Raw genomic sequence first — 15047 nt, 5'->3', positions numbered from 1 at the left:
AAAATAAAAAAGGGCCTGTCCCAGGCCCTTTTCTGTTAAAACATTGGATTTTCTTCAATAAAGGTATATATATTCTCAACAAGCTCAGCAGGCGTTTCACCCATGACGACTTCTCCGTTTACAAGAGCGAAAAGCGACTCCATGCATGTCCCGCAGTAGCTTAAGCAGCCGTATTCAAGGACATCCAGATTTGGATCCTTCTCCAAAATCGCCCGGGCTTCCTGAGAGCCGTGAGCCAGATTGCTGACACAAAATTCAATCATTGGATTCATGCGATTTCACCTCACATATGTCCATTATCGCGAATTTTTAATCATTCGTCAAAGACAACGGATTGTTCAAAATTTATTATCGTAACATATCATTTCACAAATAACGTTTTACTAATTTGTACTTTCAGGCTAATTTGTAGGTTATTTTCAAACTATTATTGTGATTTTAGATCAAATTCGATATAATTCTAGATGTTATTTTACATAGTTCGTATTTTCTTCAATGTGTCTATCATACTCTTCGGATTAAAGGGGAATTCAAATGAAAAAATTGGTCTTGATCGGCGGAGGTTACGGGAACATGCGTGTTCTTCATCGCTTATTGCCAAACCAGCTGCCTGATGATGTTTCAATCACGTTAATTGACAGAAATCCTTATCACTGCTTGAAAACAGAATATTATGCCCTTGCCGCAGGCACAATTTCTGACCATCATATCAGAGTGTCATTCCCAGAGCACCCTCGCCTGGATGTCCAATATGGTGATATCTCATCAATTGATATTGCACAAAAACAAGTGCTGTTCCAAGATCGTGAACCGATTTCTTACGATGACGCTGTGATCGGGCTCGGCTGTGAGGATAAATATCACAACGTGCCGGGAGCGCCTGAATTCACCTACAGCATTCAAACCATCGATCAGTCCCGCGAAACCTATCAAAAGCTGAATAACCTGAGCGCTAATGCCACTGTCGCCATTGTCGGAGCGGGCTTAAGCGGCGTTGAGCTTGCGAGTGAACTGAGAGAAAGCCGTGATGACCTGAACATCATTCTGTTCGACCGCGGTAATCTCATTTTATCAAGCTTTCCCGAGCGTTTGAGCAAATATGTGCAAAATTGGTTCGAAGAGCACGGTGTCCGCATTATTAACAGGGCAAATATCACAAAAGTTGAAGAAAACATTGTATACAACCACGATGAACCGATTTCTGCAGACGCCATCGTGTGGACAGCCGGTATACAGCCGAACAAAGTCGTCAGAGACTTAGATGTGGAAAAGGACGCACAAGGGCGTATCGTATTAACACCTCATCACAATCTTCCAGGTGATGAACACCTGTATGTTGTTGGTGATTGCGCCAGCCTCCCTCATGCACCGAGTGCCCAGCTGGCAGAGGCTCAAGCAGAGCAGATTGTCCAAATCTTGCAAAAACGCTGGAATGGAGAAGCTCTTCCAGAATCAATGCCGCAGTTTAAGCTGAAAGGCGTCCTCGGTTCACTCGGAAAAAAAGCCGGCTTTGGCCTTGTTGCTGACCGCCCGCTGATCGGCCGTGTTCCGCGCATGTTGAAATCCGGCTTGCTGTGGATGTACAAACACCATAACGGTTAATGATTACAGACGGCTAAAACGGTTTTAGTTTTAGCCGGTTTCATCTTTTCAGCGTGTTTAAAAAAACCTTGAAGTCTAGGAAAGGCGAGCATTGGAGCGGAGCGAATGTTTTAATTCGTGAGCACCAACGCACAGGCTTGACAACGAATGCGAGGGTTTGTCCACACGCTGGAACCGCTGATCTTGTCAGCGGTTCTCTGTATACCCATACTTCTCCATTTCCTCATAAACATCTTTTAATTTCGGATTGCCTTCACCGACAATTTTGTCTTCTACGAGCACAAGCGGATAAAAATACTCGTCATTTCTGATTTTTTCCGCAAGCTCTTTCGCATGTTCATTGTCAGGCGGCTCATAAATATCGATGTATTGCATCGCAAAAGGCTGATCTGGATATTTTCTTTTCAGCGCAGCCTCAAGCCACTCGTATGTATCCTTGGCCGTCGGCATATTGACACAGCTTGCACAAACGGTTTCTGCCCCGTACACGCTGAGCATGACAGGTTTTGTCACTGTAAACGCCTCCTTCTCCCATGTATGTCCTTTCTTTCAGTATACAGAGCCAAAAGACGTTTTTATAGAAAAAAACCGTTTTTGTGTTCAAGTCTTAATGTGCTATAATAGGGAAAGCAACTTTGCAAACCAAACAATAGATTTTTATTGTTACACTGAATATAATGGTTTTATGATGACGAAAGGAGCGAATGTCATGACTGAAGTTGAAATGAAAGAACAGGTGCAGGAAGTACTGGACAAACTTCGTCCGTTTTTACTTCGTGACGGCGGTGACTGTGAGCTTGTAGACGTAGATGAAGGTATCGTTAAGCTTCGTCTTCTAGGCGCATGCGGCAGCTGCCCAAGTTCAACAATTACGCTGAAAGCCGGAATTGAACGCGCTCTTCTTGAAGAAGTGCCGGGTGTCGTTGAAGTAGAACAAGTCTTTTAATAAAGCAGCCAGGCTGATCGTTAATCAGCCTGGCTTTTTTATTAAAGATATTGATCAAACCATGAACTTATATAATTCAGGCGCTTGATCCGCTGTCCCGGGTGTCCGCTGCGTGACAAATTGTGCGACGCTTTCGGAAAACGGACGAGCATGGTTTCCTTGCCTATTTTTTTCAAAGCAATAAATAGCTGCTCCGCCTGCTCGATCGGGCACCGGTCATCTCGCTCGCCATGCAGAATCAAAAGCGGTGTCTCCACGTTTGCTGCGTATTTTAAAGGGGAACGGTCCCAGAGCTTTTCTGTGTCTGCAAACATGTCATGCTCAAGCTGCCAGTCTGTGAAGAAATAGCCGATATCACTGACGCCATGAAAGCTGATCCAGTTTGAAATCGAGCGCTGGGTGACCGCGGCTTTAAAGCGGTTCGTCTGTCCAACAATCCAGTTGGTCATAAAGCCTCCGTAGCTCCCTCCCGTGACACCGAGCCGTTCAGGATCGATCTGCGGATCTCGTTTGATAGCCTCATCCACAGCCTGCATCACATCCTCATAATCCTTTCCTCCATAATCTCCTCTGACGGCATTCACAAATTCCTGCCCGTAACCGTAGCTTCCTCTCGGATTGACATAAACCACTGCATACCCTTTCGCCGCCAGCACTTGAAATTCATGAAAATATGTATGCCCGTACATCATGTGCGGACCGCCGTGTATGCTGAGAATAAGTGGATATGATGTTTTACCTTCCGCCTGTGCAGGCTTCATCAGCCAGCCGTTCACCGTCACACCGTCTTCTGTGACATATTGAATATCTTCAGGTATTGAAATCGTATGCTCGCTGACAAACTTGTCATTCGCGCCAGTCAGCCGTTTCTCTTCCTGCCCAAGCGGGAGGCTGTAAAGCTCGCTCGGTCTGTCCGGCTTTGTCACACTGGCAATAAAGTGTTGTTCGTCAGGTGAAATGGAAAAACTATTGATGTACTCTTTTTCGAGACGAATCGGATACACAAGGCCTTCAATCGAAATATAATAGATACCCGTACTGCCTTGATCTGTGCCGATGACATAAAACCCTTGGCTGTCTTTCGTCCAAACCGGGCGCTGCTCGGCACCTCCGATCAGTGAATCTCCAATGAGCGCATCCGCTAAATGAACGTCAAGCATTTCAGTCAGACATGTAAGGTAGTCTTGTTCGATATCATAGAGCCACGCCTTTTCGAACGTTGCATTCTTATATTCCTTTTCATGTCCAAGCAAAGCAAGATACCTTCCATCCGTTGAAAATGAGCTTGGTCCGAATGAGCCGCGATGAGACGTAATCTGCTTGAGATCTCCAGACTCCAGCGACATCATACAGACATCGTACGGCTTGCTGGCATCGTTCGTTTCAGTCAAATTAGCTGAGAAAACAAGCCATTTGCCATCAGGAGAAAAAGCAGGATCACCATGATCGGCTTTGTGATTTGTCAGCTGCTTTACTTCGCCAGACTTCACGCTGACAAGCACAAGCTGGGCATACGCACCTCTCGTCAGCCCTTTGCCGTCCCGTTTATAGGCTAGACCTTGAACTTCAACAGGTTCAAAGCTGTCCGGCTCCGTTTTCTCTCGATCATTAATACTTTCTCCCTCTCCCAAACTGACAATGACAAGCACCGATTCGCCATCCGGGGACCATATTGGCTTTGACACGCCATACGGGATATCAGTCAGTTTTCTCGCTTCCCCGCCTTCAGCACTCATGATATACAGCTGTGCTGCATCACCATCACGATCAGAAATAAAGGCAAGCGTGCGCCCGTCCGGAGACCATCTTGGGTCCGTGCACCGCTTTTCTCCATGTGTCCAAGGAACAGACCCGCCACTTTTCGTTTCATAGACCCATATATTTGATGTATACGAATCTTTCTCTTGATTCACTTGTGACTGGACATATGCGGCACGGCTGCCATCTGGGGCGTATTGAGGATCGGTTACAGAGACAATCGCTGTGATGTCTTCTGCGGTTATCAGCTTTTTCATGTTCATCTCCTCCTTTTTACAACTATTTCGTTTTTCTAAATAAAAACTCCTTTATCTTCAGCAGAAAAAAAGCGCCCTTCGCTGATGCTGAGGGACGCTTGGCGTGATCTATACACTTTTTACTTGGTATAAAGGATTTCGCTCTACTATACTTCCCACTTTCGGAACGGTCAAAGCGTCGACTTCACAATGAGGGAAATGAAGCGCGAGCTGTTCTTTGAGCTCTTCTCCCTTTCCTTTTTCAGTCATCACGAGAATCGTCGGGCCTGCCCCGCTGAGAGCCGTTCCGTACGCGCCCTTCATCTCGGCGACGTGTTCTACTTTTGACAGCTCAGGGACAAGCATTGCCCGGTACGGCTGATGGAACATATCCTTCTTCATGATTTTTCCGACGAGCGGCCAATCCTTGGACATGATGGCAGCAATGAGTATATTGCTGACTGCACTTGCTTTTACAGCGTCCGCATACGGAAACTCTTTCGGAAGAACGTCTCTTGCGTCTCTTGTCAGCACTTCGTAAAAAGGAATGACAACGACAACATCAATGTCAGCATCCGGGACGCGGATCATTTGTGTCTCGTCATCTTCATGCAAGCCAATGACAAGTCCGCCAACGAGAGAAGCGCCCGCATTATCCGGGTGTCCTTCTTCAAGGCTGGCTACATGCAGCTTGTCCGCTTCAGAGAGCTTTAAGCCGCATAATTCATCAGCCAGTTCAACGGCCGCTACAATCGCCGCGGCGCTGCTGCCAAGGCCGCGTGCGAGCGGAATGTCGCTCCACACTTTCACATGGACAGGCGGCATTTCTTTACCGTATAAATCTGCTGTCCGTTTTGCCACTTGATAGATCAGATTATCTGTACCCGCCGGAATTCCGGCGACTGTTTCTGTTTCAGCTTCAAAAGACCACTTGTCGCTTTCAAAGACGGTCAGCTTCAAATATCTGCTGAGCGCCATTCCAACTGAATCGAAGCCGGGGCCTAGGTTAGCCGTGCTTCCGGGAACAGTGACAGTGAACAGCATGTCGGCTTCGTTCATACACGGGCCGCTCCTTTTACATATTCAAGGATGCTGTCTTCATTCGTCGGCAATGTGACCGGCTTGATTTCTGAAATGTCGACCGCTGTATTCGGATCTTTCAGCCCGTTTCCTGTTAACACAGCAACGACCTTGCTGCCTTTCGGAATTTCTCCGGATTTCACCTGTTTCAGAACGCCAGCAATGGAAGCACAGGATCCCGGTTCTGCAAACACGCCTTCTTCACGGGCGATCAGCTGATACGCGTGAAGGATTTCATCATCAGTGACTTCGTCAATTTTCCCGTTGGATTCCTCAGCTGCCTTTACAGCTTTGTCCCAGCTTGCCGGGTTTCCGATACGAATGGCTGTTGCTATTGTTTCCGGATTTTCAATTACTTCATTGCGAACGATTGCCGCCGAGCCTTCCGCTTCAAATCCTCGCATTTTCGGGAGGCTTGTGCCGTTTTTCTCATGATATTCCTTGAAGCCCTTCCAATACGCTGAGATATTGCCTGCGTTTCCGACTGGGATCGCTAATACATCCGGTGCTTCGCCCAGCTGCTCGCACACTTCAAAGGCAGCTGTTTTTTGACCTTCAAGGCGGTATGGGTTGACTGAGTTGACAAGAGCAATCGGTGATTTCTCACAGATGGAACGGACAATTTTAAGCGCATCGTCAAAGTTTCCATCAATTGCAATAATCTCGGCTCCGTACATGACAGCCTGAGCAAGTTTTCCGAAGGCGATTTTTCCGTTCGGGATGATGACGATGCATTTCATGTTGGCGCGGGCTGCATATGCTGCCGCAGCAGCGGAAGTGTTTCCTGTTGAAGCGCACATAATCGTATCGTTGCCTTCTTCTTTTGCTTTCGCCACAGCCATGACCATTCCGCGGTCTTTAAATGATCCCGTAGGATTGACACCTTCTGTTTTGACATGAAGCTCAATTCCGAGCTGCTCAGACAGCTTCGGCAGATGGATAAGAGGTGTATTTCCTTCATGTAAAGTAAGCGCCGGTGTTTGATCTGTTACAGGCAAAAATTCTTTATATTGATGGATAAGTCCTTTCCACATTAGCTCCAACCGTTCCCTTCTACACGATATGTGCTTTTGACTTCTTGAACGACTTCCAAATCATTTAGGTTTTGCAGGATATCACTGAAATCAGCTTCTGATGTATGGTGTGTGACAATTACGATTTCTGCTAACTCATCATGGCCTTTAATCGGCAGCTGAAGGATCTTTTCGAAGCTCACGCCCCGCTCTGAGAACACAGACGTAATTTTCGAGAATGAACCGACCTGATCTTTTACGTGAATTCTTAAAAATTGCTGTGCGTAAATGTCAGACGGCGACTTCATGTTTTTCTCGTATTGCGGCGCAACAAAGCTGTTGCCGTTTACGCCGAGGCGCATGTTTTTCATGACCGCGACAAGGTCAGAAACAACGGATGTCGCAGTAGGCATGCTCCCGGCTCCAGGCCCGTAGAACATCGTCTCACCAACAGCCTCTCCGTATACATAAACGGCGTTATACTCATTATGTACAGCAGAAAGCGGATGATGGTCAGGAAGCAGTGTCGGCTGTACGCTGACTTCAATTTTGCTGCCGTCACGCTGAGCAATCCCGATCAGCTTCATCGTGTAGCCTAGACGTTTGCTGAAGCTGATGTCCTCGTCTGTAATTTGGGAGATTCCCTTTACTTTGACGTCTTCCAGATCGACATTCATCGAGAAACCGAGGCGCGCCAATATCGCCATTTTCCTTGCGGCATCAAGCCCTTCCACGTCTGAAGTCGGATCAGCTTCGGCAAAGCCGAGATCCTGCGCTTCCTTGAGCACTTCCTCGTAAGGGCTTTTTTCTTTGATCATTTTTGTTAAGATAAAGTTCGTTGTTCCGTTCACGATCCCCATCATTTTTGTAATCCGGTCTGATGAGAGGCCTTCCTCTAACGTGCGCAGAATCGGAATCCCGCCGGCAACACTGGCTTCAAAGTAGATGTCGCAGCCATTTTCCTTCGCTTCAGCAAGCAGCTCGGAGCCGTACACAGCCATTAAATCCTTGTTTGCTGTGACAACATGCTTTTTCGATCTCAGCGCGTCGACCAAATATTGTTTTGTCTGTTCAACTCCGCCGATCACCTCGATGACGACATCAACATCTGGATCATCGATGACATCATACACTTCTGTCGTGAGCACTTCCTTAGGCAAATCTACTTCTCTCTTTTTCTCTAGATCTTTTACAAGCACTTTTTTTATCGTAATCGGACAGCCGACCTGATGCATCAGCTTATCCTGATGGTCTTGAATAATTTTAACGACACCGCTTCCGACGGTACCTAAACCTAAAAGCCCTACACGAATTGCTTTCAAAAAAACTCCACCTTTCTTTTGATTGTCCTCTTGAAAAAGACAATTGTTAACCCAACACAGACATATAAGTTACAAACATTATATAAGTCCACTCCTGTTTTGACAAGACAGTAATCGGCTGAATTTTATGAATGTAAACGCTTAACCCATTGATATGACAAGATTCTTTATTTTCTAATTATTTTTCCGCCTTTACCGAGCCAGTTCACGCGGGGAACAAACGGTTTCTGCGCCCGCATGTTCATGAATTCCTGCGCTGTATTGAGAAATTGCTCATAGCGTTCGCAGTCACTAAGAATGAAGTCAAGCTGCTCTTCATAATAATGCTTTTCTGATTCTGATGACATATAGTAGCTCTCCACGATTTCAAAATAATGAAGCGGAAAGAGCAGGCGGCTGTATAAAAGACGTTTTGAAAACGAAGACAGCGGCGTCACTTGCTCGTATTCCTGCAGAAAGTGAAAGCCCTGCTGATGAAAATCTTGTCTGTGATGTAAAAACGTATGCCTCATATATTCAGCCAAATCACGTGAGGCATGGTCAAATACCCAATCCGCCGGAATCCTGATCAGGGAATCGGGTGACCATGTATGTCTTTCCATCCGCTGATGGCATATCGTTCCTGAATCAGCGGCTTGGGGCTTGTCATCCAGCTCAGTGTCCACTAAATATTGTATCGCGTTTTCTGACAGTCCCAAATAATATGGAAATGATTCGATCATTTTTTTATCGAATGGCTCGTGAGGCGGGGTATGAACCTTTCGCTGCCAAAACACCTCCAGCTGATCAATGCGTTTACCCCACAGATCCTTCCACTGGCCGATTCTTCCGGCTGCCTTCACTTCATACGGGTACCCTCTGCCTTTTCGGTGAAATTCCGCCAGCTCCTGTCCAATGGAGAACGCCCGATTTGAAAAAGGGGGTGCCGCCTTCAGCAAAGCGTACGTTTTCCCCTCCTGTTCAAACGTCAGCTCACCTTCTTTTGTAAAGATAAAAACCGAAACGTATGGGTCACTTTGTTCTTGTAAATACTGACTCATGTAATAAAGCTCCGCCAGCTCTGTATCTGAGAATTGGGAAACGGGGACAATCAGGAAGAATGAATTCGGCGTCTGAAAGCATTGATATGTGTGCTGGTACATGGAAAGCTGCCTGACGTGAATACCGTATTTTTCTTTTATTGTGCCTTTCACAATGATCACCTGCCTGTTGAATTAGGGCTCATCACATCGTAGTCATACACGTCCGGAATTATGAATACATATTTTAATCCGACGAAGGCGCAAGAAAAAGTCGTAAACATCTCAAACATTTTGTATAAACTAGTAAAAAAGATTGGGTGAAGCTGATGTCAGAAAACGAACAAATCAGTCAGATGGAAGCAAAAGCAAGAGCACGAATGAAGGAGCGCGGCGTTGAGGTAGCAGACATTGCCGAGCTTGTCTTTTTTCTGCAGAAAAAATATCATCCGGATTTATCCATTGATGAATGCACGTTGAACGTCAATCGCGTTCTCGCAAAACGCGAGGTGCAAAATGCGATTTTAACGGGCATTGAATTGGATGTTCTTGCTGAGCAGAAAAAACTGTCTGAACCGCTGCAAACGATGCTGGAAACAGATGAAAGTCTATATGGGGTAGATGAAGTTCTGGCATTTTCCATCGTGAACATTTACGGATCGATCGGGTTTACGAATTACGGTTACATCGACAAAGAAAAACCCGGCATCCTTAAACATTTAAATGATAAATCAACCGGCGAATGCCATACCTTTTTAGATGACATCGTCGGTGCGATTTCCGCCGCGGCCTCAAGCAGGCTCGCACACCGCGCGCGGCATACAGAATAAGGGCACCCTTTTCGGGCGCCCTTTTTTAAATGTATGGAATCCATTCGGTCAGAGAGTCAATGGCATGAGTCGGTTTTTCCATATCATCTTTCATATGCTCTCTTTTCGTTACGCCTGTGTGAACGAGCAGCGTATCCATACCGGCGTTAATGCCGGCCATAATGTCCGTCGCGTAGTTGTCGCCGACCATGAGTGTTTCGGATACATTCGTGCCAAGAACGCGCATCGCCTGCTCCATAATGATTGATTCCGGCTTGCCGATAAATACCGGCTGTACGCCTGTGGATACAGTTAATACAGATGTCAGTGAACCGTTTCCAGGCAGAAGGCCTCTTTCAGTCGGGATCGCAATATCTCCGTTAGTGGAAATAAAGCGGGCACCATTTCTGATTGCCAGGCAGCCGACAGCAAATTTTTCGTATGTAATGGAACGGTCAATACCGACAACGACAAAATCTGCATTTTCCCCGCCAAACGTCAGGCCGTTTTCTTCAATTGCCTGGCGGATCCCTTCTTCTCCGATCACATACACAGACGCGTCTTTTTTCTGCTGAGCGATATGCTGGGCAGTCGCCATGCTGGTCGTGAAGACCTGCTCTTCTGTTGCAGGAATATCAAAAGACACGAGCTTGTCCGCCACCTGCTTCGGTGTGCGTGAAGAGTTGTTTGTCACGAAAAGATAAGGAACCCCGCGATCTTTCAGTGTTCTGACAAATTCACACGCTTCCTCGACTTTTTCCGTGCCATTGTACATCGTTCCGTCTAAATCAATTAAATACCCTTTATATGTTTTCATTTCCAACACTCCTGTGGCTTTCCAGTTGTTATTTAAACGCAGAAACAGGGCCAAGCTCTGTTTCCAAGTAGCTTCTGATCCGTTGCGGGAAGTCTTGCAGAGCTGTCTGATGTGCCGTGATCAGCCTGTAAAGCTCGGCGCTGTCAGCGAGCAGGTACTGCTGAACCAATGTTTTGCGGTAGGCGATCAATTTCTTGAGCTCAGTTCCCTCTTGTTCCGTGACAACTTTTTCATCAACAAGTATGTCCATAATGTCATCATAGCTGCCCGGGTCCCGCATAATAAAACCGTCAATCATGTCATTGCCTGTATCCAGAATGCATTCGATTAACAGATGGCCTATACGCTGAAGCGCCAGTCCCCCGATTTCAGACTGCCAGTCTGTTTGTGAGTTAAAAAACGCCAGCTGGTGCTCATAGAACCTGAGTGTTTGCTCGATCTTGTTTCTGTCAACAAAATACATGACAGCATCCCCTTTGTGTATGTTTATTTTCTGATCCGTTTCAAGACAAAATACGCACAGCCGAAATTGCAGTATTCGTAAATGTATTCATCTAATGTACTGATTTTCGTTTCGAAGGTTGCCTTTTGATTCTGGTCGTCAAAGAAGCCCTTGAGCCTGAGCTGACCGTATCCCCAGTCTCCCACAATATAATCGTATTTATTTAAAATATCGGAATAGCGGGCTTTAAAAGCCTCTTCATTGAAGCCGTCTTTGAAATTGTGCATCAATTCAAATTCGGCATTTTGAATAAGAATCATAATCTCACCTCTTTTTCACTCATTCCTATCATAATTCATTGCCCCGTCCCCATCAATTGCTAAAGAATAAATCATGCAATTTGGCTACCCTACACATAAGGAGGGATTTACAAATGAAACGAACTGCTGTCAGCCTCTGCCTGTTGACCGGGCTTTTATCCGGGTGCGGAGGCGCAGGATTGGACAATGCCGGGCAGAATGTCCGAAATCAGGCGCAAAATCAAACCAGACCCATTCATGTGTCTGACCGCAACGAGGCTTTTAACCGGCATGACGAGAACGAACAATTTGGCTATGTCCGCTATCAAAAAGAACAACTAGACGGTGAACAGCAAAAAACGCCGGTAATGAACCGGGAAGAAACCGCTCACATCATATCAAGTTTAACGGTTCAGCTCCCCCATATTCAAGATGCTGCAACATTGGTGACCGATCAAGAAGCGCTTGTCGTATACAAAACCGATTCCAAAAACCGCGAGCTGACCGCCGATCAGGTGAAAAAAACGGCGGCTTCTGTAATACCGCGATACTATCATGTGTATATTTCCGATAATCCAAACCATGTGCAGTCGATCGAAAATTACAGCAATCTCGGCTCCGGTTCAAGAGATATCAGAGAGATCATGTCGGGGACGATTCAAGAAATGAAAACCTCCCCGCAAGGAAGCCCCGTCTCAGAGAATGAAAATGCCAACGGAGAAACCCGTCAGGACATGAAAACCGATAGGAATGACAAAAACGCCAGATGATCTGGCGTTTTGGCATTATGCTTGTGCTTGGCGCTTTTTAGATGCTTCGTTCACTTGTTCATCCGCATGGTAAGAAGAACGGACAAGCGGACCGGCTTCGCAGTGGCTGAAGCCTTTTTGCATCGCGATTTCCTTTAATTCTGCAAATTCATCAGGGTGATAGTATTTTTGGACTTTCAAGTGTTTCTTCGTCGGCTGCAGATATTGGCCGATTGCCATAATATCCACGTTGTTTGCCAAGAGGTCGTCCATGACTTCAATAATTTCTTCCTTCGTTTCGCCAAGGCCGATCATGATGCTTGATTTTGTCGGAATGTCAGGCTGCATTTCCTTCGCACGGCGCAGAAATTCCAACGAACGGTCGTACGTCGCACGCGCGCGGACTCTTGGCGTCAGGCGGCGAACCGTTTCGATATTGTGATTCAGGATGTCTGGGCGTGTATCCATCAAGGTTTTCAGGTTATCGTAATTTCCGCCCATATCAGACGGCAGCACCTCAATTGTTGTGAACGGGCTTTTTCTGCGGATCGCACGGACAGTTTCCGCGAAAATGCCTGCCCCGCCGTCTTTCTGGTCGTCACGCGCAACAGCCGTAATGACCGCGTGTTTCAGATTCATAAGCGCGACAGAATCCGCTACGCGTTCCGGCTCTTGCAGATCAAGCTCAGTCGGAAGGCCCGTTTTGACAGCACAGAAACGGCATGCTCTTGTACAAACAGAACCTAAAATCATAAATGTCGCTGTACGTCTGACCGCCCAGCATTCATGAATATTCGGACATTTTGCTTCTTCGCATACGGTATGCAGGTTGTTTTCACGCATAAGCTTTTTGAGCCCTGTATAGTTTTCATTAGTATTTAATTTGATTTTGAGCCATTCGGGCTTTCTGAGGTGTTCGTCTTTCTTTGCCAATTCCCATCATCTCCAATATCCAATATACTCAATTTCTGACACGAAACATTCTGAAAACGAGAAAGGTGCAGGTTTTATTTCTGCAACAAAAATAATGTTTTTCTAACTAAAGAAAGTCTTTTCTTTAGACACTTTAACATAGGAAAAATTTCTCGACAAGGGAAGATGATTACTGACATTTTTAAGCCGGCTTTCCGCAAACTATGTGTATTCAATATGAAAGGAGATTATTTTGTGAAAGTTTTGTTATCCGCTCTTCTTCTCCTTTTGTTTGCGTTTGAGCCTTCTGCGTATGGAAAAAAGCTTTCAGATCCAATGCTGTCGAAACGGATGGAATTATATCATAAAGTCGAGGCTGTGACGCAGATTCCTTGGTATGCGCTCGCCGCAGTCGACCAGTACGAAGAAAATGTGCGGAGCAACCGAAAAGATCTGCCTGACAAAGCGGGAATCATCAGCATCTATATACCGGATGAAGTCTGGAGCGGGCCTGAAAACCCGAACCCGAAAGACGATGCGCCGTTAAGCATTAAAGTGTTTGACGGTATCGGGATGGATGGTGACGGAGACGGAAAAGCCGAGGTCAGCAATGATGAAGATATTTTGTATACATTCAGCCAATACTTGCTGTCGTATGGCACAGATGAGGACAACATCCGTATCGGGCTTTGGAATTATTACCGACGTGATCAGACAGTCGGGATCATATCTGAATTCATGAAGCTGTTTAAAGCTTACGGCCATATTGATCTGGGCGAGCATGCGTTTCCGCTTCCGATCAGAACCGATTACAGCTATCGCAGCACGTGGGGAGATGCCCGCGGCTTCGGAGGGAGACGGATTCATGAAGGCACGGATATCTTTGCCCATTATGGCCTTCCTGTCAAATCCACCTGTTACGGCGTAGTTGAAATGAAGGGCTGGAACCGCTTCGGAGGATGGAGAATCGGCATCAGAGACATTAACAATACGTATCATTATTTTGCCCATCTCAATGGGTTTGCCAAAGGGATTAAAACAGGACAAATCGTTGAGCCCGGCCAAGTGATCGGATCAGTCGGCAGCTCAGGATACGGCCCACCGGGAACAGCTGGGAAGTTTCCGCCGCATCTTCACTACGGCATGTACAAAGATAACGGAAAAACCGAATGGTCGTTTGATCCGTACCCGCATTTGCGAGCGTGGGAGCGGTATGAATACAAAAAAAAGAAATAACGAAAAGCCGCCTCTTCGACAGGCGGCTTATTTGCTGCTTTTTTCTTTTTTCGATTCGGCACTATCCTCTTCTTTGCTGCTTGGAAGCTGGACAGAAGGCGTGACACCTGATCCGCCGTTTCCGTTATAAAACTGCGGCACTTCGCCCTGCACTGCTTTAATCGATACAGGAACATTATTTGTGACGACAGCGGTTTTGCTTGCAAACGGAATGATGACCTTCACTTTAATTTCGACAAAGATGCTGATATCAATAAGTGCATTATTTATGCCATACGGCTTGATTTTGGTTTTGACATCTGTAAAAGCGTCACCGATTAAATTGAACCGGACTGGGATTTTTGGCCCGAGGTTTCCGAGGAGGCTGTTGCCGGTTACCTGTCCCAGCGGAATGTTGATCATAATATTTTCACTGGCGCCGCTGTGTCCGGAGTGGGTTTCCATCTCTTTTAGATGAGCCTGAAGCTGCTTTGTCACCTTTGTTTTTACACTATTTACAATCTGTGTATTAAAATCGATAGTCGTTAAGTTTCCGTTTTCATCAGAATTCATTTGAAACATATCTTTCATATTTTCACTGTCGGACATATAATCCTCAATCGAGTCCTGGATCACCTCTGTCGCTATACGCTTCGTTTCCATCTCGCCGATGTCCATTAAAACAGGTTTGATCGAGCCATTGATCATCCAAAGGCTGACTGTTGTTGACAGGATAAAAAAGACAACTGACAGAAGCATCACGTACCGGAAAGGCAAAGGTCCTCTCTTGCGAAAAGGGCCGCGGTATCTTGGCAAGAAAATCCCCCC

General features: G+C 46.2%; 17 protein-coding genes. 5 read left to right on the top strand and 12 right to left on the bottom strand.

Annotated elements, in window-relative coordinates:
- Positions 1-35 precede the first annotated feature (35 nt).
- The gene (locus Q5C82_RS11905; protein WP_003222913.1) at positions 36-272 is read right to left on the bottom strand and encodes a YuzB family protein; all 237 of its coding nucleotides are present in this window, start codon (positions 270-272) and stop codon (positions 36-38) included.
- Between the two features lie 262 nt (positions 273-534).
- Here Q5C82_RS11905 and Q5C82_RS11900 point away from each other — a divergent pair, with 262 nt between their 5' ends.
- A complete protein-coding gene (locus Q5C82_RS11900; protein WP_003222911.1) occupies positions 535-1602 on the top strand; it encodes an NAD(P)/FAD-dependent oxidoreductase in 1068 nt (355 codons plus the stop codon).
- A 186-nt stretch (positions 1603-1788) separates the two neighbouring features.
- Here the strand turns inward: Q5C82_RS11900 and Q5C82_RS11895 are convergent, their stop codons facing one another.
- Positions 1789-2115, bottom strand: a complete 327-nt coding sequence (locus Q5C82_RS11895) for a YuzD family protein (protein WP_003222909.1) — start codon at positions 2113-2115, stop codon at positions 1789-1791.
- A 97-nt stretch (positions 2116-2212) separates the two neighbouring features.
- Between Q5C82_RS11895 and Q5C82_RS11890 the strand changes: the two genes are divergently transcribed.
- Positions 2213-2548 (top strand): NifU family protein, encoded by a 336-nt coding sequence (locus Q5C82_RS11890; RefSeq protein ID WP_171017000.1) that lies wholly within the window; start codon positions 2213-2215, stop codon positions 2546-2548.
- A gap of 41 nt (positions 2549-2589) precedes the next feature.
- Here Q5C82_RS11890 and Q5C82_RS11885 read toward each other — a convergent pair whose 3' ends face one another.
- The 5 genes from Q5C82_RS11885 to cotNH form a co-directional block, all read right to left on the bottom strand.
- Complete coding sequence (locus Q5C82_RS11885; protein ID WP_003222907.1) at positions 2590-4563, bottom strand: S9 family peptidase; 1974 nt, start codon at positions 4561-4563, stop codon at positions 2590-2592.
- A gap of 108 nt (positions 4564-4671) precedes the next feature.
- Positions 4672-5601, bottom strand: a complete 930-nt coding sequence (gene thrB, locus Q5C82_RS11880) for a homoserine kinase (RefSeq protein ID WP_003222905.1) — start codon at positions 5599-5601, stop codon at positions 4672-4674.
- Entirely contained in the window at positions 5598-6656 is a 1059-nt protein-coding gene (gene thrC, locus Q5C82_RS11875; protein WP_003222903.1) for a threonine synthase, read from the bottom strand. The genes thrB and thrC overlap by 4 nt, the downstream gene beginning before the upstream one ends.
- Positions 6656-7957: a homoserine dehydrogenase gene (locus Q5C82_RS11870; protein WP_003222901.1), complete on the bottom strand. Its 1302-nt coding sequence runs from the start codon at positions 7955-7957 to the stop codon at positions 6656-6658. The genes thrC and Q5C82_RS11870 overlap by 1 nt, the downstream gene beginning before the upstream one ends.
- Before the next feature lie 167 nt (positions 7958-8124).
- Positions 8125-9153, bottom strand: a complete 1029-nt coding sequence (gene cotNH, locus Q5C82_RS11865; RefSeq protein WP_032727394.1) for a spore coat-associated protein CotNH — start codon at positions 9151-9153, stop codon at positions 8125-8127.
- A gap of 152 nt (positions 9154-9305) precedes the next feature.
- Between cotNH and Q5C82_RS11860 the strand changes: the two genes are divergently transcribed.
- Positions 9306-9806 (top strand): phosphatidylglycerophosphatase A, encoded by a 501-nt coding sequence (locus Q5C82_RS11860; RefSeq protein WP_003222898.1) that lies wholly within the window; start codon positions 9306-9308, stop codon positions 9804-9806.
- A gap of 25 nt (positions 9807-9831) precedes the next feature.
- Here the strand turns inward: Q5C82_RS11860 and nucF are convergent, their stop codons facing one another.
- Genes nucF through Q5C82_RS11845 form a run of 3 tightly spaced genes read right to left on the bottom strand, consistent with a single transcriptional unit; the run spans position 9832 to position 11364 of the window.
- Positions 9832-10602, bottom strand: a complete 771-nt coding sequence (gene nucF / locus Q5C82_RS11855; RefSeq protein ID WP_003222896.1) for a 5' nucleotidase NucF — start codon at positions 10600-10602, stop codon at positions 9832-9834.
- Positions 10603-10630: 28 nt separating this feature from the next.
- Positions 10631-11065, bottom strand: coding sequence for a DUF86 domain-containing protein (locus Q5C82_RS11850; protein WP_003222894.1), 435 nt, complete (start codon positions 11063-11065; stop codon positions 10631-10633).
- Between the two features lie 23 nt (positions 11066-11088).
- On the bottom strand, positions 11089-11364 hold the full coding sequence (locus tag Q5C82_RS11845) for a YutD family protein (RefSeq protein WP_003222892.1): 276 nt from the start codon (positions 11362-11364) through the stop codon (positions 11089-11091).
- A gap of 113 nt (positions 11365-11477) precedes the next feature.
- Between Q5C82_RS11845 and Q5C82_RS11840 the strand changes: the two genes are divergently transcribed.
- A complete protein-coding gene (locus tag Q5C82_RS11840; protein ID WP_003222889.1) occupies positions 11478-12113 on the top strand; it encodes a YhcN/YlaJ family sporulation lipoprotein in 636 nt (211 codons plus the stop codon).
- Positions 12114-12128: 15 nt separating this feature from the next.
- Here the strand turns inward: Q5C82_RS11840 and lipA are convergent, their stop codons facing one another.
- The gene (lipA, locus tag Q5C82_RS11835; RefSeq protein WP_003222888.1) at positions 12129-13025 is read right to left on the bottom strand and encodes a lipoyl synthase; all 897 of its coding nucleotides are present in this window, start codon (positions 13023-13025) and stop codon (positions 12129-12131) included.
- 234 nt (positions 13026-13259) lie between these two features.
- Between lipA and lytH the strand changes: the two genes are divergently transcribed.
- Positions 13260-14240 (top strand): L-Ala--D-Glu endopeptidase, encoded by a 981-nt coding sequence (gene lytH, locus Q5C82_RS11830; protein WP_032727393.1) that lies wholly within the window; start codon positions 13260-13262, stop codon positions 14238-14240.
- A 27-nt stretch (positions 14241-14267) separates the two neighbouring features.
- Here lytH and yunB read toward each other — a convergent pair whose 3' ends face one another.
- Positions 14268-15035, bottom strand: coding sequence for a sporulation protein YunB (gene yunB, locus Q5C82_RS11825; protein WP_003222883.1), 768 nt, complete (start codon positions 15033-15035; stop codon positions 14268-14270).
- Positions 15036-15047 lie beyond the last annotated feature (12 nt).

Source organism: uncultured Bacillus sp. (genome assembly GCF_958411575.1).
Taxonomy (GTDB): Bacteria; Bacillota; Bacilli; order Bacillales; family Bacillaceae; genus Bacillus; species Bacillus spizizenii.
The sequence above is the reverse complement of the archived record's forward strand: the minus strand, read 5'-3'. Positions and strand labels throughout refer to the sequence as shown.